This window comes from Micromonospora costi (assembly GCF_003626655.1).
In the GTDB taxonomy this organism is placed as follows: domain Bacteria; phylum Actinomycetota; class Actinomycetes; order Mycobacteriales; family Micromonosporaceae; genus Micromonospora; species Micromonospora costi.
Genome location: NZ_RBAN01000007.1, coordinates 85,696 through 107,838, shown reverse-complemented (window position 1 = coordinate 107,838; position 22,143 = coordinate 85,696). Strand labels below are relative to the sequence as shown.

At 71.7% G+C, this 22,143-nt stretch carries 20 protein-coding genes; 8 read left to right on the top strand and 12 right to left on the bottom strand.

The features are described from left to right. Positions 1-50: 50 nt before the first annotated feature. The 4 genes from rplI to rpsF all read right to left on the bottom strand — a co-directional run bounded on the left by rplI (position 51) and on the right by rpsF (position 1,695). On the bottom strand, positions 51-497 hold the full coding sequence (gene rplI / locus D7193_RS29280; RefSeq protein ID WP_120782882.1) for a 50S ribosomal protein L9: 447 nt from the start codon (positions 495-497) through the stop codon (positions 51-53). 14 nt (positions 498-511) lie between these two features. Continuing rightward, positions 512-751, bottom strand: a complete 240-nt coding sequence (gene rpsR / locus D7193_RS29275) for a 30S ribosomal protein S18 (RefSeq protein WP_013289355.1) — start codon at positions 749-751, stop codon at positions 512-514. 41 nt (positions 752-792) lie between these two features. Then, positions 793-1,326 carry a single-stranded DNA-binding protein gene (locus tag D7193_RS29270; protein WP_174242768.1) on the bottom strand — a complete coding sequence of 178 codons (534 nt, stop codon included), beginning with the start codon at positions 1,324-1,326 and terminating at the stop codon, positions 793-795. A gap of 78 nt (positions 1,327-1,404) precedes the next feature. Next, the gene (rpsF, locus tag D7193_RS29265; RefSeq protein ID WP_076468436.1) at positions 1,405-1,695 is read right to left on the bottom strand and encodes a 30S ribosomal protein S6; all 291 of its coding nucleotides are present in this window, start codon (positions 1,693-1,695) and stop codon (positions 1,405-1,407) included. 590 nt (positions 1,696-2,285) lie between these two features. Between rpsF and D7193_RS29260 the strand changes: the two genes are divergently transcribed. Next, positions 2,286-3,077 carry a deoxyribonuclease IV gene (locus D7193_RS29260; protein WP_120782881.1) on the top strand — a complete coding sequence of 264 codons (792 nt, stop codon included), beginning with the start codon at positions 2,286-2,288 and terminating at the stop codon, positions 3,075-3,077. Further along, entirely contained in the window at positions 3,074-5,674 is a 2,601-nt protein-coding gene (locus D7193_RS29255; RefSeq protein ID WP_241563608.1) for a hypothetical protein, read from the top strand. Before D7193_RS29260 ends, D7193_RS29255 begins: the two co-directional genes overlap by 4 nt. Before the next feature lie 73 nt (positions 5,675-5,747). Here the strand turns inward: D7193_RS29255 and D7193_RS29250 are convergent, their stop codons facing one another. The 4 genes from D7193_RS29250 to D7193_RS29240 all read right to left on the bottom strand — a co-directional run bounded on the left by D7193_RS29250 (position 5,748) and on the right by D7193_RS29240 (position 10,882). Next, positions 5,748-7,247, bottom strand: a complete 1,500-nt coding sequence (locus tag D7193_RS29250) for a glycosyltransferase family 87 protein (protein WP_120782880.1) — start codon at positions 7,245-7,247, stop codon at positions 5,748-5,750. A 120-nt stretch (positions 7,248-7,367) separates the two neighbouring features. Further along, complete coding sequence (locus tag D7193_RS29245) at positions 7,368-10,223, bottom strand: transglycosylase domain-containing protein (RefSeq protein ID WP_120782879.1); 2,856 nt, start codon at positions 10,221-10,223, stop codon at positions 7,368-7,370. 3 nt (positions 10,224-10,226) lie between these two features. After that, positions 10,227-10,424, bottom strand: coding sequence for a hypothetical protein (locus D7193_RS33310; RefSeq protein ID WP_147434472.1), 198 nt, complete (start codon positions 10,422-10,424; stop codon positions 10,227-10,229). Next, on the bottom strand, positions 10,421-10,882 hold the full coding sequence (locus tag D7193_RS29240) for a DUF5318 domain-containing protein (RefSeq protein WP_120782878.1): 462 nt from the start codon (positions 10,880-10,882) through the stop codon (positions 10,421-10,423). Before D7193_RS29240 ends, D7193_RS33310 begins: the two co-directional genes overlap by 4 nt. A gap of 174 nt (positions 10,883-11,056) precedes the next feature. Here D7193_RS29240 and D7193_RS29235 point away from each other — a divergent pair, with 174 nt between their 5' ends. Further along, positions 11,057-11,695, top strand: coding sequence for a PadR family transcriptional regulator (locus tag D7193_RS29235; RefSeq protein WP_120782877.1), 639 nt, complete (start codon positions 11,057-11,059; stop codon positions 11,693-11,695). A 23-nt stretch (positions 11,696-11,718) separates the two neighbouring features. Beyond that, a complete protein-coding gene (locus D7193_RS29230) occupies positions 11,719-12,798 on the top strand; it encodes an inositol-3-phosphate synthase (protein ID WP_120782876.1) in 1,080 nt (359 codons plus the stop codon). Between the two features lie 79 nt (positions 12,799-12,877). Here the strand turns inward: D7193_RS29230 and D7193_RS29225 are convergent, their stop codons facing one another. The 3 genes from D7193_RS29225 to D7193_RS29215 all read right to left on the bottom strand — a co-directional run bounded on the left by D7193_RS29225 (position 12,878) and on the right by D7193_RS29215 (position 14,877). Beyond that, entirely contained in the window at positions 12,878-13,795 is a 918-nt protein-coding gene (locus D7193_RS29225) for a hypothetical protein (RefSeq protein WP_158674883.1), read from the bottom strand. A gap of 119 nt (positions 13,796-13,914) precedes the next feature. Continuing rightward, positions 13,915-14,394, bottom strand: a complete 480-nt coding sequence (locus D7193_RS29220; protein WP_120782874.1) for a methylated-DNA--[protein]-cysteine S-methyltransferase — start codon at positions 14,392-14,394, stop codon at positions 13,915-13,917. Between the two features lie 78 nt (positions 14,395-14,472). Further along, complete coding sequence (locus tag D7193_RS29215; protein WP_120782873.1) at positions 14,473-14,877, bottom strand: hypothetical protein; 405 nt, start codon at positions 14,875-14,877, stop codon at positions 14,473-14,475. Between the two features lie 120 nt (positions 14,878-14,997). Between D7193_RS29215 and D7193_RS29210 the strand changes: the two genes are divergently transcribed. Both D7193_RS29210 and D7193_RS29205 read left to right on the top strand, forming a co-directional pair. Then, entirely contained in the window at positions 14,998-15,513 is a 516-nt protein-coding gene (locus D7193_RS29210; RefSeq protein ID WP_120782872.1) for a SigE family RNA polymerase sigma factor, read from the top strand. Further along, positions 15,510-16,658, top strand: a complete 1,149-nt coding sequence (locus D7193_RS29205; RefSeq protein ID WP_120782871.1) for a TolB family protein — start codon at positions 15,510-15,512, stop codon at positions 16,656-16,658. The genes D7193_RS29210 and D7193_RS29205 overlap by 4 nt, the downstream gene beginning before the upstream one ends. Positions 16,659-16,731: 73 nt before the next feature. Here the strand turns inward: D7193_RS29205 and D7193_RS29200 are convergent, their stop codons facing one another. After that, entirely contained in the window at positions 16,732-18,192 is a 1,461-nt protein-coding gene (locus D7193_RS29200; protein ID WP_120782870.1) for a CCA tRNA nucleotidyltransferase, read from the bottom strand. 126 nt (positions 18,193-18,318) lie between these two features. Between D7193_RS29200 and murJ the strand changes: the two genes are divergently transcribed. Then, positions 18,319-20,079, top strand: a complete 1,761-nt coding sequence (gene murJ, locus D7193_RS29195) for a murein biosynthesis integral membrane protein MurJ (protein WP_120782869.1) — start codon at positions 18,319-18,321, stop codon at positions 20,077-20,079. Positions 20,080-20,512: 433 nt separating this feature from the next. Further along, positions 20,513-22,117, top strand: coding sequence for a protein kinase family protein (locus tag D7193_RS29190; RefSeq protein ID WP_120782868.1), 1,605 nt, complete (start codon positions 20,513-20,515; stop codon positions 22,115-22,117). Positions 22,118-22,143 lie beyond the last annotated feature (26 nt).

Genomic DNA, 22,143 nt, shown 5'->3' with positions numbered 1-22,143 from the left:
CCCGCACCGACTGCTCGGTGCGGGCCCTTTCGGCTGTGGTGCGTGGAGGATCAGGACCCGACGACGTTCAGGTTGAACGAGGCCGTCACCTCGGGGTGCAGCTTGATCCGCACCGGGTAGGCGCCGGTCGACTTGATGTGACCGGGCAGCTCCAGCCGGCGCCGGTCGAGGACCGGGCCACCGGCGGCCTTGACGGCGTCGACGATCTCGGCCGGGGTGACCGAGCCGAAGAGCCGGCCACCGTCACCGGCGCGGGCCTTGAGGCTGACCTTCAGGCCCTCGAGCTGGCCCTTCACCTCGTTGGCGTGGCCGAGGTCGCGGATCTCCCGGGCCGAGCGGGCCCGCTTGATCAGGGTGACCTGCTTCTCCGCACCCTTGGTCCAGGCGATCGCGAAGCCCTGCGGCAGCAGGTAGTTACGGCCGTAGCCGTCCTTCACCTCGACGATGTCGCCGGGGGCACCGAGGCCGGAAACCTCCTGGGTCAGGATGATCTTCATTTCGGCGCCTCCTCTCAGCGGGTCGTGGCCGTGTACGGCAGGAGCGCCATCTCACGGGCGTTCTTGACCGCACGGGCGATCTGCCGCTGCTGCTGCGAGGTCACGCCGGTCACCCGCCGAGCGCGGATCTTGCCGCGGTCGGAGATGAACTTGCGCAGCAGCGCGGTGTCCTTGTAGTCGATGTAGGTGATCCCGTCCTTGTCGAGCGGGTTCACCTTCTTCTTCGGCTTGCGAAGTGCCGCAGCCTTGGCCATTGCTCTTGCTCCTGGTTTGCGATCGCGGGCGCTCGGCGCCATTAGAACGGGGGCTCCTCGTCGAAGTTTCCGCCGCCCGAGCCGGAACGCGAGGGTGCGGGCGCGGCCGAGGCCCACGGGTCGTCGAAGTTGCCTCCGCCGCCCTGGCCACCACCGCCACCGCCGCCGAAGCCGCCGCCACCGCCGCCGGAGCGGGACATCTTCTGCACCTTCGCCGTGGCGTAGCGCAGCGACGGGCCGATCTCGTCGACCTCGAGCTCGATGACGGTGCGCTTCTCGCCCTCACGGGTCTCGTAGGACCGCTGCCGCAGCCGGCCCGACACGATCACCCGGGCGCCCCGCTGGAGCGACTCGGCGACGTGCTCGGCGGCCTGGCGCCAGACGGTGCACGAGAGGAACAACGGCTCGCCGTCCTTCCACTCGCCGGACGCCCGATCCATGAAACGGGGCGTCGAGGCGACCCGGAACTTGGCGACCGCCGCCCCGGAGGGGGTGAACCGCAACTCGGGGTCATCGGTCAGGTTGCCGATGACCGTGATGGTGGTGTCTCCTGCCATGACCATCTCCTCGCGCACTCATCGTCTCGTCGTACAGGCTCCCAGAGCCCTACGACAGGGTCGATGAGGTTGATCCGGGCGAGCCGGGTTGAATGCTTAGCGCATCTCCGGCCGGATGACCTTGGTGCGCAGCACGGACTCGTTGAGCCGGAGCTGACGGTCCAGCTCGGCCACCGCCGCGGGCGTCGCCTGCAGGTCGATGACGGCGTAGATGCCTTCGGCCTTCTTGTTGATCTCGTACGCGAGGCGCCGGCGGCCCCACACGTCGGTCTTCTCCACCGAGCCACCCGCGGTCCGGATCACGTTCAGGTACGTGTCGAGCGACGGGGCGACGGTGCGCTCCTCGAGGCTGGGGTCGAGGATCACCATGATCTCGTAATGACGCAAGACGTGCTCACCTCCTGTGGGCTAAGCGGCCACGGTCCTTCCGTGGCAGGAGGTCGTGCGTCGTGGCCCGCTCCGGGACCGGGGGGACCCGTCCGGACGCGGACAACCGGACCAGGATACCCGGTCCGGACGATCATGCCCGGGGTGCCCGCGCGGGCGACCCCGCACGCGGCGACGGGGGCCCGCAGCGACCATCAGGCCGGCTTGCGGGCCCCCGTCCACGGGGCCGCGGGGCGTCCCGTCCGCATTCCTTGGGTGGGACCTGGGGAGGAACGACCACACCGATGAGGTTGGACCGAAGACGCCCCGCGGAGCTTTATCGTGTTGTTACCTGACGATACAACGGGTCTCGTCACCTGTTGGGGGAAATGGTCGAAATTTCCAGGAATCTCGCCAGCCTTCCCGCTCGCCGGGCTGGCCCCCGTCGCGTCGGGCCACGCGCCGGCGGAGCCCCGCTTCGCGGAGGGACGGCCGGAAAGCCTTCCCTCCCACCTCATCAACGAGCGTCGGTCCGTCCGGTGACGTTCCGGAGCGCCGACTCGGTCCCGCCGTCATTCCGTGCGTCGGGGGCTCGACGTAGGCTCGCCTGCATGCGTATCGGAGCCCACGTCGATTCGACCGACCCGCTCGCGGAGGCGGCCGCGCGAGCCGCCGACGCCGTGCAGTTCTTCCTCTCCGACCCGCAGGGGTGGAAGGCCCCCAAGCCCAGGGAGGACGCGGAACGCCTGCGCGCCGCCGGGGTCGACATCTACGTGCACGCGCCGTACGTCATCAACGTGGCGACGCTCAACAACCGGATCCGCATCCCCAGCCGCAAGCTCCTGCTCGGGCACGCCGACGCGGCCGCCACGGTGGGGGCGAAGGGCCTGATCGTCCACGGTGGGCACGTCAACGCCGGTGACGACCTGGCCGTCGGCTTCGACAACTGGCGCAAAACCTTCGCGTACGCGGCCGAGTCCGGCGGCTTCCGGGTTCCGGTCCTCATCGAGAACACCGCCGGCGGCGAGAACGCCTGCGCCCGGCGGCTGGACGCGCTCGCCCGGCTCTGGGACGCCGTGGGCGAGTTCGAGGTGGGCTTCTGCCTGGACACCTGTCACGCGCACGCCGGCGGCGAGGAGCTGCTCGGGCTGGTCGACCGCGTCAAGGCGATCACCGGGCGCATCGACCTGGTGCACGCCAACAACTCCAAGGGAGCGTTCGGCTCCGGCCAGGACCGGCACGACAACCTCGACGGCGGCACGATCGACCCCGACCTGGTGGTCGCGCTGATCCGGGCCGCCGGCGCGCCGGTCGTCGTCGAGACCCCGGGCGGCGCGACGGGCCAGGCGGCCGACATCGCGTTCCTCCGCGAGCAGCTGGGTGTGGAGCAGCGGCCGGCATGACCACCGGACAGTCCGAGACCGGCGGCGCGGCCGCCGGCGACACGAAGGCGGCAGACGACGTGCGGGACGCCACCCGGGGCAGCGGCACGGACGACCCGCCGCGGCCGGGCATCACCGGCGAGGGCGCGGACACCGGTGCCGGCGGCAAGCCCGCGACGACCGGAACGGCCACCGAGCCCCTCGACGACGAGGCCAGCCGCGGTAGCGAACCCGCGGACGGCGACGCCGGCCGCAGCGGCGACCGCGCCGGCACCGCACCGTCGACCGACGGCGACCGGGCCACCGGCAGCGACCGGGGCACGGCCGGTGCCGACGCCGTGTCGCCGCCGCTTCCGGCCACCGCCGCTACCGCCCCCGCCGCTACCGACGCCACCGCTGCCTCCGGCACCTCCGCCGCTACCGACGCCACCGCTGCCTCCGGTAACGGAGGCGCCGCGGGTGCCACCGGCGGCCCGGCGACGAAGGACGCGGCCAGCACGACGACCGAGGGCGGGACCGCCACGAAGGCGGACGACCTGGCCGCCACGAAGACGGACGTTCCTGTCGTGGCGGGCAAACCCGAACCGGACCGGTGGGCCGCGTTCGCGCCCGCTCCCGAGCCGGTGCTGACCCGTCCCCGCCGGGCCGTCCGGGCCGTCGGCCGTTCCCTCATCCACGAGTGGACGCTCGCGGCGCTGGGCTCGCTCGCCCTCGCCGTGCTGATGACCTGGCCGACGCTGCGCTACCCGCTCTACACGCTTCCGCAGGACACCTGGGACCCGAGCCTCCAGGCCTGGCAGATGGCCTGGTCCGGCCATGTGCTGGTGACGAACCCGGCGCAGCTCTGGCAGTCCAACACGTTCTTTCCCGAGGTGTGGAGTTTCGCGTTCTCCGACACCCTGCTCGGCTACGCGCCGGCGGGGATGCTCGGCACCGGGCCCGAGGCCGCCGTGCTCCGCTACAACATCATGTTCGTGCTGGCGCACGCGCTCGCCACGTTCGGCGCGTACGCGCTGGCGCGGCAGCTCGGCTCGGCGCGCATGGGCGCCGCCGTGGCCGGTGTGAGCTACGCGTACGCGCCGTGGCTGCTGGCGCAGGCCGGCCACCTTCACGTGCTCTCCAACGGCGGTATCCCGCTGGCGCTGGCCATGCTGGCCCGCGGCCACGGCTGGTCGCTGCGCCACGGCTACCGCCCCGAGCGCCGCCACGACGGCTGGGTCTACGCCGGCTGGCTCGTGGCGGCGTGGCAGCTCAGCCTCGGCTTCGGCATCGGCCTGCCGTTCGCGTACCTGCTCGGCGTCACGGTGGTCGTGGCCGCCGCCATCTGGTACGCGCGCAGCTTGTTCTGGCGGGTACGGCGGCCGTTCGGCCGGCGGCTGGTCGTCGCGAACGTGGTCGGCGGCATTCTCTTCGCCGGCGTCGGCCTGCTGATGGCGATCCCCTACTTCAGGGTCACCGAGCTGCACCCGTACGCCGAGCGCACCATCGGCGACATCGCGCTCTTCTCGCCGCCCGCATCGGGTTTCGTCACCGCGCCCGCCGAGTCACGGGTGTGGGGCGGGCTGCACGAGGGCGCGCGGGCGGCGCTGCCCTGGCACCCCGAGATGACGCTGCTCCCCGGCTTCGTGCTCTACGCGCTGGCCGCCGGCGGTCTGTTCTTCTCGGTCTGGCGGCTGCGCCACCGCCTGTTCCTGCTCGCCGGGGTGCTGGGCACGATGGTGCTGGCCATGGGCACCCGGTTCTTCGGCGGCACCTGGACCTACGGGCTGCTCTTCGAGCACCTGCCCGGCTGGAACGGCCTGCGCACGCCGGGCCGGCTGATGCTCTGGGCCACCCTGCTGCTCGGCCTGCTCGCCGCGGGCGCGGTCACCGCGCTCACCGACCGGGTACGCGAGCTGGCCGCACAGCGGATCCCCTCCTGGCCCGGCCCGTGGCTGCGGCTGGCCACCCTGCTGCCGCTGCTGCTGGTGACCGTGGAGGGGTTGAACGCCACCCCGCACCCGGTGGCGCCGGCACAGCCGGCCGCCATGCGCCTGGTGGACGGGCCGATGCTGGTCCTGCCGAGCAACCAGAGCCTCGACCAGCACGTGATGCTCTGGTCCACCACACACTTCCAGGACGTGGTGAACGGTGGCAGTGGCTTCACCCCTCGCCAGCTGGACGACGTCCGCCGCGTGACGCAGACGTTCCCGGACAAGACCAGCGTCGACTACCTGCGTGTCCTGGGCGTGCGCAACGTGGTGCTGCTGCGGGACCAGTTGCCCGGCACGCCGTGGGAGATCACCGTCGACCAGCCGGTGGACTCGCTCGGCATCACCCGCGAGGAGATGGGCAACGCCGTGGTCTACCGGCTCTTCGCCGGTGATCCGTCGGCCGATCCCCAACCTCAGCCCGCCCCGACCGGCCAGCCCGGCCTGCCGGGCAACCTGCCGAGCGGTCTGCCCACCAGCCTGCCCAGCGGCTTCCCGACCAGCCTGCCGAGCGGCTTCCCGACGAACCTGCCGAGCGGGCTACCGACCAGCCTGCCCAGCGGCTTTCCGACGAACCTGCCCGGCGGCCTGCCGACCGGACTGCCGACCCAGGCGGCGGCCGGGCAGAACCCGGCCGCCGGCCGATAGCGGCTCAACCGCCGAAGTCAACCGTCGTACCCGCGCCACGCCGGCACGGGCGTGGCGCGGCGCGCTCAGCGGCTCAGCCAGCGGCCGGTAACGGCTCGGCCGTCGACGGGCGCCGTCGTCGCCACGGCAGCCACGGGGCGTCCGGCGCGCCGTCGAACACTCCTCCGTCCGGGTCGTCTGCGTAGGTGGCCCGGACCGGATCCCGTTCGGGCTGCAGGATGTCACGCACGACCAGGCCGCAGAGCACCACGACGGTGATCAGGCGCAGCGCGGCAGCCAGCACGAACACGCCCTCCGGGAAGACCGGACGCCCGGTCGCCGCGCCGAGCAGCTCGCCGTAGAAGGCCGCGAAGTAGCAGACCTCGGCCACCTGCCAGGCGAGGAACGCTCCCCAGCGCGGGCGTGCCAACACGGCCAGTGGCAGCAGCCAGAGCACGAACTGCTGGGACCACACCTTGCTGAAGATCAGGAACGCGGCGACCACCAGGAACGCGAGCGGGGCGAGCCGGGGCCGGCGGGGCGCCAGGAACGCGAGCGCGGCCACGCCGAGGCAGGCCAGCCCGAAGAGGGCGTACGAGAGCAGGTTGAGCGCCGGGATGTGGGCGTTCAGCCACTCGAACGGGCCGAGCTGGGCGGGGTCGTTGCCCACCTTGCCGTCGAGGTAGCGGCCGATGTACCAGACCGTGCCCCAGTCGATGGGGCGTGTATCGCTCAGCTCGAAGAAGCGGTCCCAGTTCTCCCGGTAGGGCACGGCGGCCGGCAGGTTCGCCACGACCACCGCCACCGCGGCCGCGCCGACGGCGGTGAACGCGGCGCGCAGCCGGTTCGCGCGCAGGCCGAGCACCAGCAGGGGGCCGAGCAGGAAGAGCGGCCACAGCTTCGCGGCGCCGGCCAGCCCGAGCAGCACACCGGCCACCACGGGTCGCCGCTTCGCCCAGGCCAGCAGGCCGAACGCGGCCAACCCGACCGCGAGCAGGTCCCAGTTGACGGTGGCGGTGAGCAGCAGCGCCGGCGCCAGCGCGAAGAGCGCGGCGTCCCAGGGTCGTCGTCGCCGCAGCGCGAGGATCACGGCCACCGTGGCCACCGCGAGCGCGCCGAGCACCAGGGCGTTCAGGTTGTAGAACCACTGGCCCTGGTTGATGCTCGGGTCGTCGCTACCGAGGGCGTGCACGGGCAGGCCGAGCGCGCCCATGAAGTACCCGGTGAGCACCGGGTACTCGACCGGGTGGTCACGGTAGGGCACCTTGCCCTCGTTGAGGCCCTCCGCGTAGTACAGGGCGAGCACGTCCGTGTAGCAGAAGCGCGTGTACTGGACGTTGTTCTGCCAGGCGCCGTCCTGGCAGGGCGACTTCTGCACCCAGTGCAAGGCGAGCGTGAGGCAGGCGAGCGCCAGGACGATCCGGGCGGCCGTCCAGAAGCGCCGCTCCCGGCCGGCCGGCCGGTCGAGGGCCGTGGCGTGGTCGCCCAGCGGCCCGCCGATCAGCCCGGACATTCCCCGGACGAACCCGTCCGAGCGGGACGGGTGATCGCTGGTGCCGGCGTCGTCGAGGTCGGGCGTCGACTGGGTGCTCATGAAGAGGCATCCTGCCGTACGTTCCGGGTCGGCGTCCCGTCCCGGCCCCCAGATGTCGGACGCGAAGACGCCGCCGGCGGCCGGATGGTGGTCCGGCCGCCGGCGGCGTCGATGGTCGCGTCAGTACCTGGTCGGTGCTGTACTCGGTAGCAGCCCGCCGCCGGTGCCGCCGGGCAGCAGCGGCCCGCCGGGCCGGCCGCCGCCGTTGTTGTTGCCGCCGTCGTTTCCACCCCCGGTGTTCCCGCCGCCGTTGTTGGGCGGGCACAGGAGGCCGAACGGGTCGGCGCACGGAGGCGGCTGCGTCGGGGGCGGCGGGGGCGCCTCGCCGTTGCCGGAGTTCGGGTCACCGATGTTGGCGGCCGGCGGGAAGTCCATCTTCTTCTCGCCCTTGAGCGCCTGGTCCATGAACCGTTCCCAGATGGCGCCAGGCAGGTTACCGCCGCTGACCTTCGTCCCGCCCTTGAGCCGCAGCGGCTTCCGGTCCTTGACGTTGCCGACCCACACGGCGGTGGCGATCTGCGGCGTGTAGCCGATCATCCAGGCGTCGCCGTTCTCCGGGCTGTTCTCCTTCTGCTCCCAGGTACCGGTCTTGGAGGCCGCCTTGCGGCCACCCTCCAGCTCGTGGTGGACCTGCGCCGGGTAGTCCTCCAGCACCGACGTCACGTCGGCCACGACGTCCTTGTTGATCCGCCGCTCCGGCTTGAGCTTCTCGCTGCTGATCTTCTTCCACTTGCCGGTCGCGTCCTGCTTCTCGACCGAGTAGAGGAAGTGCGCCTTGTTGTAGACGCCGCCGTTGGCGAAGGTGGCGACACCGTTGGCGTGGTCCAGCACCGTGATCGGGTACTGGCCGTAGCCGACCACGTGGAAGAACGGCCCGTTCGGGTGGGCGATGTCCGCCGGCTTGGACTTCGTCAGGTCGTACGGCTTCTGCGGGTTGGTGTCGGTCCGCCACATGGTGGTGACCCCGGCCTTCTTGGCCATGTCGATGACCTTGTCCGGCCCGATCTCCTCGGTCACGTGGTAGAACGGCACGTTCAGCGACTTCAGCGTCGAGACCCGCAGCGTGCAGGAGTTGCCGCAGGAGGGGTTGTCGTCACCCGCGTTGCTGACGTGGAACTCGACGCCGTCCGGGGTGAAGCCCTTGCCCTTCCACCGCGACTCGAGTGCCTTGCCGGCCTCGAGCGCCGCCGCCAACGTGTAGATCTTGAAGCTCGAGCCCGGGGAGTGGCCACCGGTCACGTTCCCGCTGCTGTCGACGTTCTTGCCGGCGTAGTCGGTGCCGACGCCGGTGTCACCGCCGTAGTAGGCGAGCACCCGGCCGTTCTCCGGGTCGACCGACACCACGGCGGCCATCAGGTTGCTGGGCTGCCCGTCGAGTTCCGAGCCCTTCGACTTGCGCTGGGCGGTCTTGACGGCCGCCTCCTGGATCTTCGTGTCGATGGTGGTGCGGATCCGGTAGCCGCCGGACATCAGCGCCTGCGAGCAGAGCGGCTTGTCGTCGGTCACCTCCGCCTCGTTCTCGACGCAGAGCCCCTTCTCCTGCATCTCCTGGCGAACGTAGTTGATCACGTTGCCGTACGGCGTGTTCACGCCGTAGTCGACGCCGATGCCGCCCTTCTTCGGGGCCTTCAGCGTCTTGCTCGGGTACTCCGTGGGCGCCTGCGGCTTGCCCGGGGCGTTCAGCCAGCCCTCCTGGATCATGCCGCCGATGACGTAGTCCCACCGGCTCTTGGCGTCCGTCGGGTTGATCGCCGGGTCGTAGCCCTTGTGGCTGGCGCTCGGCTCCGGCTGCTTGATGAGGGCGGCCAGCACGGCGCCCTCGGCCGGGTTGAGCTTGTCGACGTCCTTGCCGAAGTAGGTCTGCGCCGCCGCCTGGATGCCGTACGCGCCCCGGCCGAAGTAGATCACGTTGAGGTAGTGCTGCATGATCTGCGGCTTGGTGTACTCGTCGTTCAGCTTGGAGGCGAAGATCGCCTCCTTCACCTTCCGGGCGTACGTGTCGTCCTTCAGGTTGTCGTACGCGTTGCGCGCGTACTGCTGCGTGATCGTCGAGGCACCCTGCTTGTCGCCGCCCGTGAAGTTGTTCCAGGCGGCCCGGACGATGCCCTTGTAGTCCACGCCGGAGTGCCGGTAGAAGTTGCGGTCCTCGGCCGCCGCCACCGCGTCCTGCACGAACTGGGGGATCTTGTCGATGGTGACCAGGGTGCGGTTCTCCTGGCCCACCTTCGCGATGATCGTCTTGTTGTCGAACGCGTAGAGCGTGGTCGCCTGCGGCGGGGTGATCTCCTCGGGCAGCACCACGTTGGTCGAGTAGTAGGTGAACCCGACAACGCCGAGGCCGGCGAGCATGATGAAGACCGCGAAGCCGGCGATCAGCATGTTGATCCGCTTGCGCTTCTTGGCCCGGGCCACCGCGTCGGGGTCGCCGGCGCCGCGGGCGGCCCGGCGCGGCCCGGTCGGGCCACCGGGGCCACCCGGCCCGCCCGAGCCGGGCGAGACACTCGCCCGCGCCACGGCGGCGCGACCGCCCACGGACGCCGAACCGACACTGGCCCGCCCGGCCGAGGCCGCACCGACGGAGGCTGCGCCCACGGAGGCGGCGCCCACGGAGGCCCGCCCGGCCGGACCGGCCGGGGAGACCGGGACGGAGGCACGCCCCGCTCCGGCACGACCGGTCGCGCCGCCGGCCGCCGGGGACACCGGCACCGAGGCGCGTCCGGGGCCGGCGCGTCCGGCGGAGGCCGAACCGGATGCTCCGCCCGGTGGCGGGACCGAGGCCCGACCGCCCGAGGCGCTGCCGCGGGGCGCCACCGAGGCGCGTCCGGCGGAGGCCGAGCCCTCCTGAGCCGACCAGCCGTTCCCCGCCGGGTTACCGCCGGGCCGGCGGAACGCGTCGTCCGCCCCCCGTCCGGGGTCACCACTCGGGTTCGGGATCTGGGCCCGCCCACGCGAACTGGGATCGCCGTACGAGTTCATTCCTCACACCCTGCCGGTCGCGGTGGAGCGCCACTGCGCGTCCACCGGGTTGCCGTGAGCTGTTTCACGATTCATCGCGGCACGAGTCTGCCGGATGCGTGAAGCCGTATCCGAATCAATCGGGCCAATCAGGCCAATCACCCGTCGTTCGTCCCGGCGGTCCTGCGCGGCGCCGCGGCCGATCGATCGGGATTGGCTCACCGTTGCGCCTCTCGCCTTCGCCGGACCGAGCCGGAAGTGGAACCATCGCCGTCCGCCGCGCCCGGCTCCGGCCCGCCATCGGTGCCGCCGGCCAGCCCGTCACGGCCGAGCAGGTACTGCTCGACGAGATGGTTCCAGTCACAACCGAGGCACACCTCCACCACGAAGACCTGGAACTCACGTAGCGTCATCGCCAGCACGGGCAACTCCGCCAGCGTCCGCGCCTGGCCGGCGGACTGCTTGAGTTCGTCTCCGTAAATGTAGTGGACGTGGATCAGGTTCTCGCTCCGGCAGATCGGGCAACGCTCGTCGGTCGGCTCGCCATGGAACCGAGCAGCGTTCTTCAGGTACGGCGAGGCGTCGCAGACGTCGTAGGTGCCGACCCGACCGGCCAGGAGCTCACGCAGCACCGCTCGCTTCCGGAGCGAGTAGTCGACGACCTGGCGCTGCGTACGCATGCGGAGAAGGGTACGCGGTCCGGCCGGACGAGGCGACCGCGGTGACGATGCGTGACGGCAGAACCTCGGAATGGGGGTTTGCCCTGGCCATGGCGATCCGCTAGCGTGCGATGTATCGGTCCGATACATCGCCGCGGTTACCACTCCGCGCACAGGGTAAAGGAAGGGTGGCCGGTGCTGGAACTCGCCATCCTCGGCCTGTTGCAGGAGTCTCCGATGCACGGCTACGAGCTGCGCAAGGAGTTGACCGCCAAGCTCGGCGCGATCCGGGCGGCGATCAGCTACGGCTCGCTCTACCCGACCCTGCGGCGGTTGCAGGCGTCGGGCTGGATCACCGAGGCTGCCGAGACACCCGCCACCGCCGAGGAGGTTCCCGCGCTGACCAGCCGACGTGGTCGGGTGGTCTACAAAATCACCGCGGAGGGCAAGGAACGCTTCGCCCAGCTCATCGCGCAGGCGGGGCCCGAGACGTACGACGACACGGGCTTCGGTGTGCACTTCGCGTTCTTCGCCCGGACCGACCAGGCGACCCGACTGCGCATCCTGGAGGGTCGCCGCCGCAAGATCGAGGAACGTCGCGAAGGGCTACGCGACGTGCTGGCCCGGGCGGCCGAACGCCTCGATGCGTACACCCTGGAACTGCAGCGCCACGGCCTCGATGCCTGTGAGCGCGAGGTCCGCTGGCTGGAGGAGCTCATCGCCAACGAGCGCTCCGGCCGAGCCCCGACGGTCCCGGAACCCGGGACGGCCGGCGGTCGACGAGAAGACACCAGCCCGCCCCCGCCTGGAGAGTCCAGGACAGAGCGGCCGTGATGAAGAAGAAGGAGGCAGACGCTATGGGCTCCGTCCGCGTCGCCATCGTCGGTGTGGGTAACTGCGCCTCGTCCCTCGTGCAGGGCGTCGAGTACTACCGGAACGCCGACCCCAACGATCGCGTCCCGGGTCTCATGCACGTCACCTTCGGCGACTACCACGTCTCCGACGTGCAGTTCGTCGCGGCGTTCGACGTGGACGCCAAGAAGGTGGGCATGGACCTCGCCGAGGCCATCGTCGCCAGCGAGAACAACACCATCAAGCTCTGCGACGTACCGCCCACCGGCGTGACCGTGCAGCGGGGCCCGACCTTCGACGGCCTGGGCCTGTACTACCGGGAGATCATCGAGGAGTCGGACGTCGAGCCGGTAGACGTCGCCCAGGCGCTGCGCGACGCGCAGGTCGACGTGGTCGTCTCCTACCTGCCGGTGGGCTCCGAGGAGGCCGACAAGTTCTACGCGCAGGCCGCGATCGACGCCGGCTGCGCGTTCGTGAACGCCCTGCCGGTGTTCATCGCCTCCGACCCGGTGTGGGCGCAGAAGTTCACCGACGCCGGCCTGCCGATCGTCGGCGACGACATCAAGAGCCAGGTGGGCGCCACCATCGTGCACCGCGCCCTCGCGAAGCTCTTCGAGGACCGCGGCGTCGAGCTGCTGCGCACGTACCAGCTCAACTTCGGCGGCAACATGGACTTCATGAACATGCTGGAGCGCAACCGCCTGGTCTCGAAGAAGATCTCGAAGACCCAGTCGGTGACGTCCCAGATCCCGCACGAGATGCAGAAGAGCGACGTGCACATCGGCCCGTCGGACCACGTGCCGTGGCTGGACGACCGCAAGTGGGCGTACATCCGCCTGGAGGGCCGCTCGTTCGGCGACGCCCCGCTCAACGCCGAGCTGAAGCTCGAGGTGTGGGACTCCCCGAACTCGGCCGGCGTCATCATCGACGCCGTCCGGGCCGCGAAGATCGCGCTGGACCGGAAGATCGGTGGCCCGATCCTGTCGGCCTCGTCGTACTTCATGAAGTCCCCGCCGGTGCAGTACGCCGACCACGACGCGCACGCCGCCGTGGAGGCGTTCATCGCCGGCGAGGTCGAGCGCTGACGCGCTGACCCCCGCAACGGCCGAGGGCCGGGTCCGTACGGACCCGGCCCTCGCCGCGTTCAGACCCTCGTCGCCGGGGTCACTTCCAGCTCGGCGTGCCCTGCTTGGCCCGCTCGGCCCGGCTCTGGCCGGCCGACTCGGCGCTACGCGCGGAGGCGGAGGCCGAGAAGGGCAGGATGGCCGGGTTGACCTGGCCGACGCTCAGCACGAACGCCACGATGTCGATGATGATGTGGGTCGTCCGGTGGGCGTACACCGAGATGTAGTCGTAGTTGTACCCGATGCCCGACATGAACGAGTTCGAGAGAATCTGGTTCGCCGAGTAGTTGATCGTCGAGAAGTCCGCCGGGCGCGTGATGCCGTGCGGGTAGACCTGCACGAAGCCCGAGGCGACGGCGGTGGTCACGGTGAGGTTGCCGAAGAGGGCGTCACCGACGAACACGAAGTCGGTCAGGTCGAGGTGGATGACCTGGCGGTCCCGGAGGCGACCGGAGCTGTCCAGGGTCGTCGACGACGCGTTCACGATCCGGGCGCGCCCCGCGGCCGTACGGGTGTCGACCAGCCGCTGCGGCGCGATCGGCACGATCCGGTTGGAGTTGCCCGTGGTGTGCACGTAGTCGACCCAGCCAGGCGCGGAGATGACCTGGAAGTTGCCGTCCTTGTCCACGCCGATAGAGCCGACCGGCGCCTGGTCGCTCAGGAAGTCGCCGCTGGGCACCAGGTGCAGCGCGGGGCCGGAGATGTCGAAGCCGTTCTGGTCGGTGATGTTCGTGTTCGCGAGTCGCAGCGTGGGCCCGGCCGCGGTGCTGGTCAGTGCCGTGGTGGTCCCGAGGGCGAGGTTGTTCGCTCCCTGGATCACCGGCTGACCCGGGTCGGCCTGGGCCGGGGCGGCCGCCGCGGCGCCGACCACGGTGGTGCCGGCGACGCCGGCCGCCACGGTGCCGGCCCGGCGCAGCAACCGGCGGCGGTCGACCGTCTTGTCCTCGATCTCGCTCATCTGTCCCCCGTGAGGAATCGGAATACATTGACGCCGTAGATCATGGCTTGGATGACCCCGGTCCACATCGACCGATCGGACGGTAACGCCCGTTTCGCTCTCGGGAAGCGGCGCGCCGGTCAGGACCAGGCGCTCTGCAGGGCGACACGGGCCTCCAGCTCCAACAGGTGCACCTTCCGGTCGAGCCCGCCGCCGAAGCCGACCAGCTTGCCGCCCGCACCCACGATGCGGTGGCACGGCACGATGACCGGGACCGGGTTGCGGTTGCAGGCCACCCCGACCGCCCGGGCGGCGCCCGGATCCCCCAGGCGGCGCGCCACGTCGCCGTAGGTGAGCGTCTCCCCGTACGGGATGCCGGTCATCTCGCGCCACACCGCCCGCTCGAAGTCGGAGCCCCGCGGAATCGTCACCGGCACGGTGAAGTCGGTGAGGTCACCGGCGAAGTAGGCCCGCAGCTGCGCGACGGCCTCCCGAGCCGGCGCGTCGGCCGGCTCGTCGAGGGCCGTCGCGACGCGGCCGAAGTGCGTTCCGCAGACGCTCGTGCCGTCGGTGGCCACGGAGAACTCGCCGATCGGCGAGTCGAGCACGGTCCAGCGCATCCACCCATTGTCCGCACCCGGGCGACATCCTCGTCCACCCCGCCGGGGCGGTGCGGACGCCGCCGGGCGCGTCACGGGTCAGAGCAGGCTGACGCCGAGCAGCAGCGCCCCGACGACCAGGCAGGCGCCGCCGGCCACGGTGAGCCAGATGAGCTTGTTGGGCCGGGTGTCCCGCGGTCGCACCACGGAGAGGAAGAACCCCAGCGGCATCAGGACCGGCGCCGCCACGAACAGGGACCGGATGAGGGTGCGGACACCGTCCGACGCGTCGGCGTGGTCGACGTACGGCAGGACGACGAGCGCGAACAGCACGAGGACGCCGGCGTGCGCGTGGCCGGCGGTCCACAGCCCGCGGCGTACCGGGTTGTCGAGGTAGCCGGCCTTGCGCCGGGCGAGGTGCATGAGCAGGGTCAGGCCGCCGTACGCCACGGCGACCACGGTGATGAGCAGGATGCCGGCGGTGGTCAGGGTTGCCGAGGACATGGGACACCTCCGTCTTGTCGCTGTCAAGATTGACGCCACCGGCGCATCTTGTCAACAGCAAGATTGAGGATCGGGGCAACATCCCGGGCGCGGCCGGCGTCTGTGCAACGGAGGTGGACGGTGGCTCAGAGAACCGACGGCGAGTTCACCGCTTTCGTGAACGAGCGTGGAGACGTCCTGCTGCGCGTCGCGTACGCCCTCGCCGGCAACCAGCACGCCGCCGAGGACCTGCTGCAGAACGCGCTGGCGAAGGCGTACGCCCGGTGGCCGCGCATCCGCGGCGACGCCGAGCCGTACGTACGGCGGATCCTCTACCACGACCAGATCTCCGGCTGGCGACGCCGCGCCCGCCGCCCGGAGGTGCCGGTCGCGGTGCTGCCCGAACGCGCGGTGGACCGGGACAGCGGCGACGACGCCGACCTGCGGCTGCTGCTGCGCGAGGCGCTGCTGGCCCTCCCGCCGCGGCAGCGGGCGGTGCTGACCCTGCGCTACCTCGAGGACCTGAGCGTCGAGGAGACCGCCAACGTGCTCGGCTGCCGGGTCGGCACGGTGGCCAGCCAGGCCTCCAAGGCCCTGGCCAAACTACGGCGGCTCGTGCCCGCCCTCGACGGCGTCGTCGCGGAGGTGAACCGGTGAGCAGAGACCTGGAAGACGCCGTGCGGACGGCGGTCCGCGATCTCGCGGGCGAGGCGCGACTGCCCCTCGACCTCGCCGGCGAGGCGTCCCGCCGGGGCCGCCGCCTGCGCCGCCGGCGCCGGGCCGCCGCCTCGGCCGGCGCGTTCGCCGCCGTCCTCGTCCTGGCGGTGCCGTACCTCTGGCTTCGGCCCGACCCTCCCGCCGGGGACGGCGCCGCCTGGCAGCCCGCCCCCGAGGCGTCGGCGACCGCCACGACCCCGGGAACCCCGGAGGCCACCCCGGTCCCCTCCACCGGCCCCACACCCGGCAAGGACTGGATACGTCGGCCCCTCACCCTCCCCGGCGGCTGGGTCCTGACCGGCGCCGGCTCGACCGGTGCCCCCGCCACCACCGGCTGGGCGCTGGACCGCGACGCCGGCCGCTATGTCGCCGTCGACCGGTACGAGGTGCTCCTCGCGCCACCGCGGGGCGACGTCGCGGCGGTCGTCGACTACGAGCGGACCGGCGAGATCGGCCTCCTCGACCTGCGCACCAAGGCGGTGCACTGGGTGCCCACGGGTCCGCACATCATGACCCCGCAGTGGTCGCCGGACGGCCGGCGGCTCGCGCTGACCCTCATGGACAAGGCGACCGGCGGCCTCGCGCTCGGCGTCCTCACCGTGGGCGGTGGCTACCGCACCTACCCGGTGGACACCAAGCGGTACCTCTGCACCGACCGGTGCTCCTTCACCTGGTCCCGGGACGGCCGGAACGTGGTGCTCCAGCAGACCGACCCGGACGCGCCCCGGTCGGAGTCCGCGCCGCACGTACGCCGCGGCGTGCAGCTCTTCTCACCCGACGACGGCCGCGCCACCCGGTTCGTGCCCGTCCCCGGGGACCCGGCCGGGCCGTGGTCGTGGTCGCCGGACGGCCGGCTCGTGGTGATCAAGGGACCGGACGGTCCGCGGATCGCCGAGGCCGCCACCGGGCGGATCGTCGCCACGGCGCCCGGTGAGGACGCCGCCTGGGTGACCGGGGACCGGCTGCTGTACCGGGACGTGCCGGCGAACGCCCTCGTGCTGGTGGACGTGGACGGCCGCGAGCTGGCCCGGCAACCGCTGCCTCCGGCGCTGGACAACCTGACGCTGGTCATCGCGCCGGAGTGACAAGTGACCCACGGCGCCGGACTGACCCACGGCGCCGGATCCCGGCCGTCGGCGGCCGGGACCGCCCCGGCCGTCAGTCGACGATGCCCTCGTCGCGGGCCCAGCGGAGCAGTTCCGCCTCGGCGGCGTCCCGGTCCAGCGGGCCGCGCTCCAACCGCAGGTCCTTGAGGTACTTCCACGCCCGGCCCACGACCGGCCCGGGCGGCACGCCGAGCAGCTCCATGATCGCGTTGCCGTCCAGGTCGGGGCGGACCCGGGCCAGGTCCTCCTCGGCCGCGATCAGGGCGATCCGCTCCTCCAGCGCGTCGTAGTCCGCGGCGAGCTGCGCGGCCTTGCGCCGGTTGCGGGTCGTGCAGTCCGAGCGGGTCAGCTTGTGCAGCCGGGGAAGCAGGTCACCGGCGTCGGTCACGTACCGGCGGACCGCCGAGTCGGTCCACTCGCCCCGCCCGTACCCGTAGAAGCGCAGGTGCAGCGCCACCAGCGCGGTGACCTTCCCGGTGACGTCCTTCGGGTACCTCAGCGCCTTCATCCGGGCCTTGGTGAGCCGGGCGCCGACCACCTCGTGGTGGTGGAAGCTCACCCGGCCGTCGGACCCGACCGACTTCGTGGCCGGCTTGCCCACGTCGTGCATGAGCGCGGCCATCCGGAGGATGAAGTCGCAGCCCTCCTCCTCGAACCCGACGGCGTTGCTGACCACGGTGAGGGTGTGCTCGTAGACGTCCTTGTGCTGGGCGTGCTCGTCGATCTCCAGCTTCAGCCCGGTCAGCTCCGGCAGGAAGCGCTCGGCCAGCCCCGTGTCGACGAGCAGCCGGAGACCGGTGATCGGGTCGGCGCCGCAGAGCAGCTTGGTGAACTCGTCGCGGATCCGCTCGGCCGTGATCCGGTCCAGGTCGGCGGCCATGGCCGTCATGGCCGCCCGTACGTCGGGGTGCACCGTGAAGCGCAGCTGGGCGGCGAACCGGGCGGCGCGCAGCATCCGCAGCGGGTCGTCCCGGAACGACTCCTGCGGCGAGGCGGGCGTACGGATCACCTTGGCCGCGAGGTCGTCGAGCCCGCCGTGCGGGTCGGTGAAGCGGTGGTCGGGCAGGCTTACGGCCATCGCGTTGATCGTGAAGTCCCGCCGCTTCAGGTCCTCGGTGAGGTTGGTGCCGTACACCACCACGGGGTTCCGGCTGACCTGGTCGTACGACTCGGCACGGAACGTGGTGATCTCCAGCCGCAACCCGCCGTGCTGCGCGCCGATGGTGCCGAACTCACGGCCGGTCTCCCAGACCGCCTCCGCCCAGCCCTTGATGATCTGGAGGGTCTGGTCGGGGTGCGCGTCGGTGCAGAAGTCCAGGTCCTCACCGAGGCGGCCCAGCAGGGCATCACGCACCGAACCGCCCACCAGGTGCAGCTCGTGGCCGGCCCGCGCGAAGCGCCGGCCCAACTCGTCGGCGACCGGGGAGACGCGGAGCAGTTCGGCGACGGCGTTGCGCTGCGCGGCGGTGAGGTCGCGGCGGTCGACGGCGTGCGGTGCGGAGGCTTCGGACATGGGATCGCCAGCCTATCGGGCCGGATCGGGATCTCGTCCGCCGGGCGCGGGTAACGGGCTCGCGTTGACTAAGGTCTGTGACGTGCGGGCGGGCGCCCGGCGCGAGGTACCCGGGGAGGCTGGAACATGAGCGGCGGGCTCTACCGCAGCGCGAACGCCGCACAGGGCGGCGGCCCCGGGGGGTACGACGGTGGCCCGACGCCGGACGGCGCCACGTTCATCTCGGCCGAGCCGCTCAACCAGCCGTCGATCGAGTCGACGGCGCCCCCGCAGGAGCAGGTGGCCGAGGCGAGCGCCGCCACCAACAGCGCGGTGATGGCGATCGGCAGCCTCGTGAGCCGGGGCACCGGCTTCCTGCGGACGCTCGCGCTGACCGCCGCGCTGGGCGGCGCGCTGGTGGGCGACGCGTACACCACGGCGCAGATCCTGCCCGGGATGGTCTACGAGTTCCTGCTGGGCGGCATCCTCACCAGCGTGCTGATCCCGGTGCTCGTACGCCGGCGCAAGGCCGACACCGACGGCGGCCAGGCGTACGCCCAGCGGCTGCTCACCCTCGCGGTGGTGACGCTGGCGGCGGCCGCGCTGATCGCGGTGGCCGTGGCGCCGCTGCTGACCAGTCTCTACACGAGCGACAACCGCGGCGACGACTACCGCAGCCTCGTCACCGCCCTGTCGTACCTCATGCTGCCGATGATCTTCTTCACCGGCCTTAGCGCGTTGATCAGCGCGGTGCTCAACACCCGGGGGCACTTCGCGGCGCCCATGTGGGCGCCGATCCTGAACAACATCGTGGTGATCGCGACCGCCGGCCTCTACATCGGCATCTTCGGCGCGGAGATCATCCGCCCGGACCAGATGACCCCCGGCCGGATCATCCTCATCAGCGGCGGCACCCTGCTCGGCGTCGCGATCCAGGCGGCCGGCCTGCTGCCGGCCCTGCGCAAGGTCGGGTTCCGGTGGAAGCTGCGGTTCGACTTCCGCGCGCTCGGCCTCCGCGAGCTGGGCCGGCTCGGCGGCTGGATGTTCTGCTACGTCGCGGTCAGCCAGGTCGGTCTCATCGTCCTGTTCAACCTGTTGAACCGGGCGGGCGACGGTGACGCCGGCGCGCTGATCTACAACAACGTGTTCCTGCTGCTGATGATGGCGCACGGCATCATCGCCGTCTCGATCATCACGGCACTGATGCCCCGGATGAGCGCCGCCGCCGCCGACGGCCGGTACGCCGACTTCGCGGCCGACCTGTCCCGGGGCACCCGCACGGTCTCCGCGGTGCTCGCCCCGATCGCGGTCTGCTACGCGGTGCTGGCCGGCCCGCTGGCCGTCGTGCTCTTCCGCTACGGCGCCTTCAGCGACGAGAACGCCGCCGACACCTCGCTGGTGCTCCTGCTCGCGGCGCTCGCCCTCGTGCCGTTCGCGATCAGCCAGCTCTTCACCTTCGCCTTCTACGCGCTGCCGGACACCCGCACCCCGGCGCTGATCAACATCCCGGTGGTGGCCCTGCGGATCGGCGTGCAGATCGTGCTGTTCGCCGCGTTCGCTGCCCACTTCGCCGCGGCCGGCATGATGGTCGGCAACGCGGTGTCCTACCTGGCCGCGGCGATCGGGTCCGCGTGGCTGCTGCGGCCCCGGGTCGGGCGGATCGGCCTGGGGGACATCATGCGCACCCTGGGCCGGGTGCTGGTCGCCGCGCTCGGCGCCGCGCTGGTCGGCCTGCTGGTGGTGGCCGTGCTGCCCGGTGACGACACGCCGAGCTGGGGCCAGGCCCTCTTCCAGCTCGTGATCGGCGGTGCGGCGATCGGCGGCACCTACCTCGGGCTCGCCATGCTGCTGAAGATCGGCGAGATCACCGAGGTGGTCGGCATGGTCCGCCGTCGGCTGGGCCGCTGACGGTCCCTACCGGACGGTACCGTCCGTGACGGTGGATCACCAGCCTGGGGATGCGCCTGTGGATAACTCCGCGATTCACCGGTCAGCTGCCGGTTCGGCCTGTGGATAACCAGCCGTACGGCTGAGCCTGGACGGCCGTACGGGGGGAACCCCGTCCGCGTGGGCGCCGGCCGCCACACCGGCCCGGGCCCCTCCGCCGGCCTCTTGCGGTGAACCCGTAGATTGGCTAGTACATGTGCCAGCAACGTGGCTGACAACGGGCGTAACCGGACGACCCGCCCAACCCCCGGCACCTTGGCGGGTACGGCGGGAAGATGACATGTCGGGGAGGCGGGCAACCCGGGTAAGGTCGCTCTCGACGGGTACGGCAGTCGTCGGCGCTCCGCGCCGGCACCGGTCGGCCGGTTCCTTCGAAGGCAGAGCGGGAAGCCACATGCCCAGCAGCGCGGGTCCATCGATCGACACGATCACCGAGGGAGGACGGGTGACCCAGGTCGGCGAGGGTCAGGACGCGGACGAGAGCGCTCCGCCGGTCATGACCTTCGGTGCTCCCACGGCCGGTGAGATCCTCGCCGAGCGCTACGAGCTGGTCGAGCACATCAACAACGACAGCGCCGGGCGGCTGGTCTGGCGCGGCGTCGACGTCGTGCTGCGCCGTCCCGTCGCGGTCGTCCTGCGCTACCCGGGCGGCGACTCCGCCACCGAGATGCTCCAGGCCGCCGTCGCGGCGAGCCGGGTCATCCACCCCAACCTGGTCGGCGTCTACGACGCGATCGACGAGGGCGAGCGCGCGTACGTGGTGCGCGAGTGGGTCGACGGGCAGTCGCTGCGCGAGACCGTCACCGAGGACCCGCTCGACCCGGCCCGCGCCACCGCGATCGGCGCCGCCGTGGCGAGCGCCCTCGCCGCGGTGCACGCCACGGGCATGGTGCACGGGAACGTCCACCCCGGCACCGTCATGATCTCCGACGACGGCCGCGTGGTGCTGGCCGACGCCCGCACCGACGGTGACGACAGCCAGGAGAGCGACGTCCGGGCGGTCGGCGGCATCCTCTACTTCGCGCTGACCGGCCACTGGCCGCACACCGAGGCCCCGCTGCGTGGCGCCACCGCCGGGCACGGCCGCGCCGCCATCCCCGACGGGGTCCGGGACGCGAACGGCGTCCTCGCCGCCCCGCGACAGGTCCGCGCGGGCGTCCCGGCGTACCTGGACGACCTCACGATGGACCTGCTCGACGCGGAGATCGCGCCGCCGTCGTCCGACGTGCTCGCCGCCGAGCTGGCCCGCCTCGACGTGCCGGCCGACGAGCACTTCCTGGACAACACCGGGCCGCTGCGCTTCGCCGCCGAGACCGGCGAGGAGCCGTCCCCGCTGGCCGCGGCCGGCGGCCGCAAGGTCGCCGTCGGCATCGCGGGCCTGCTCGCGGTCGCCCTGGTCGGTCTCCTGATCGGCATCAGCGTGCTGGGTGGCGGTGACGACAAGGACCCGCAGACCAATCCGGTCGCGGCGCCCACCTCCAGCGCGCCGGCCGGCGACGCCGCCGAGCCCGCCGCCGTGGGCCCGATCAAGATCAGCCGGGCGCAGATCATCGACCCGGAGGGCGACCGGACCGAGGTCAAGAACGCCGACAAGGTGTTCGACGGCGACGAGAACGAGGGCTGGGAGACGCAGACCTACCGGCGGGCCGCCAACTTCGGCAACCTCAAGAAGGGCATGGGGATCTGGATCGACCTCGGCGCCGAGCGCAACGTGAAGTCGGTGCAGGTCATCCTCTCCGCCCAGGGAGCGTCCGCCCAGATCTTCTCCGGCACCAAGGAGTACCCGTCCACCCGCGCGGGGGACGCCCAACTCGTCGCGGATTACCAGAAGCGGCCCGTCGGGCCGGCGTTCGAGGAACACGACGGCACCACCATGACCTTCCCCGGCTTCGACGCCGAGCAGAAGTACCGCTACCTGCTCTTCTGGATCACGGAGCTGCCCGCGAGCGACGGTGGCTACAAGCTCGGCGTGCAGGAGATCAAGGTCCAGGGTTCGTGAGCCGGTCGCCGCACCCCGTTCATCTC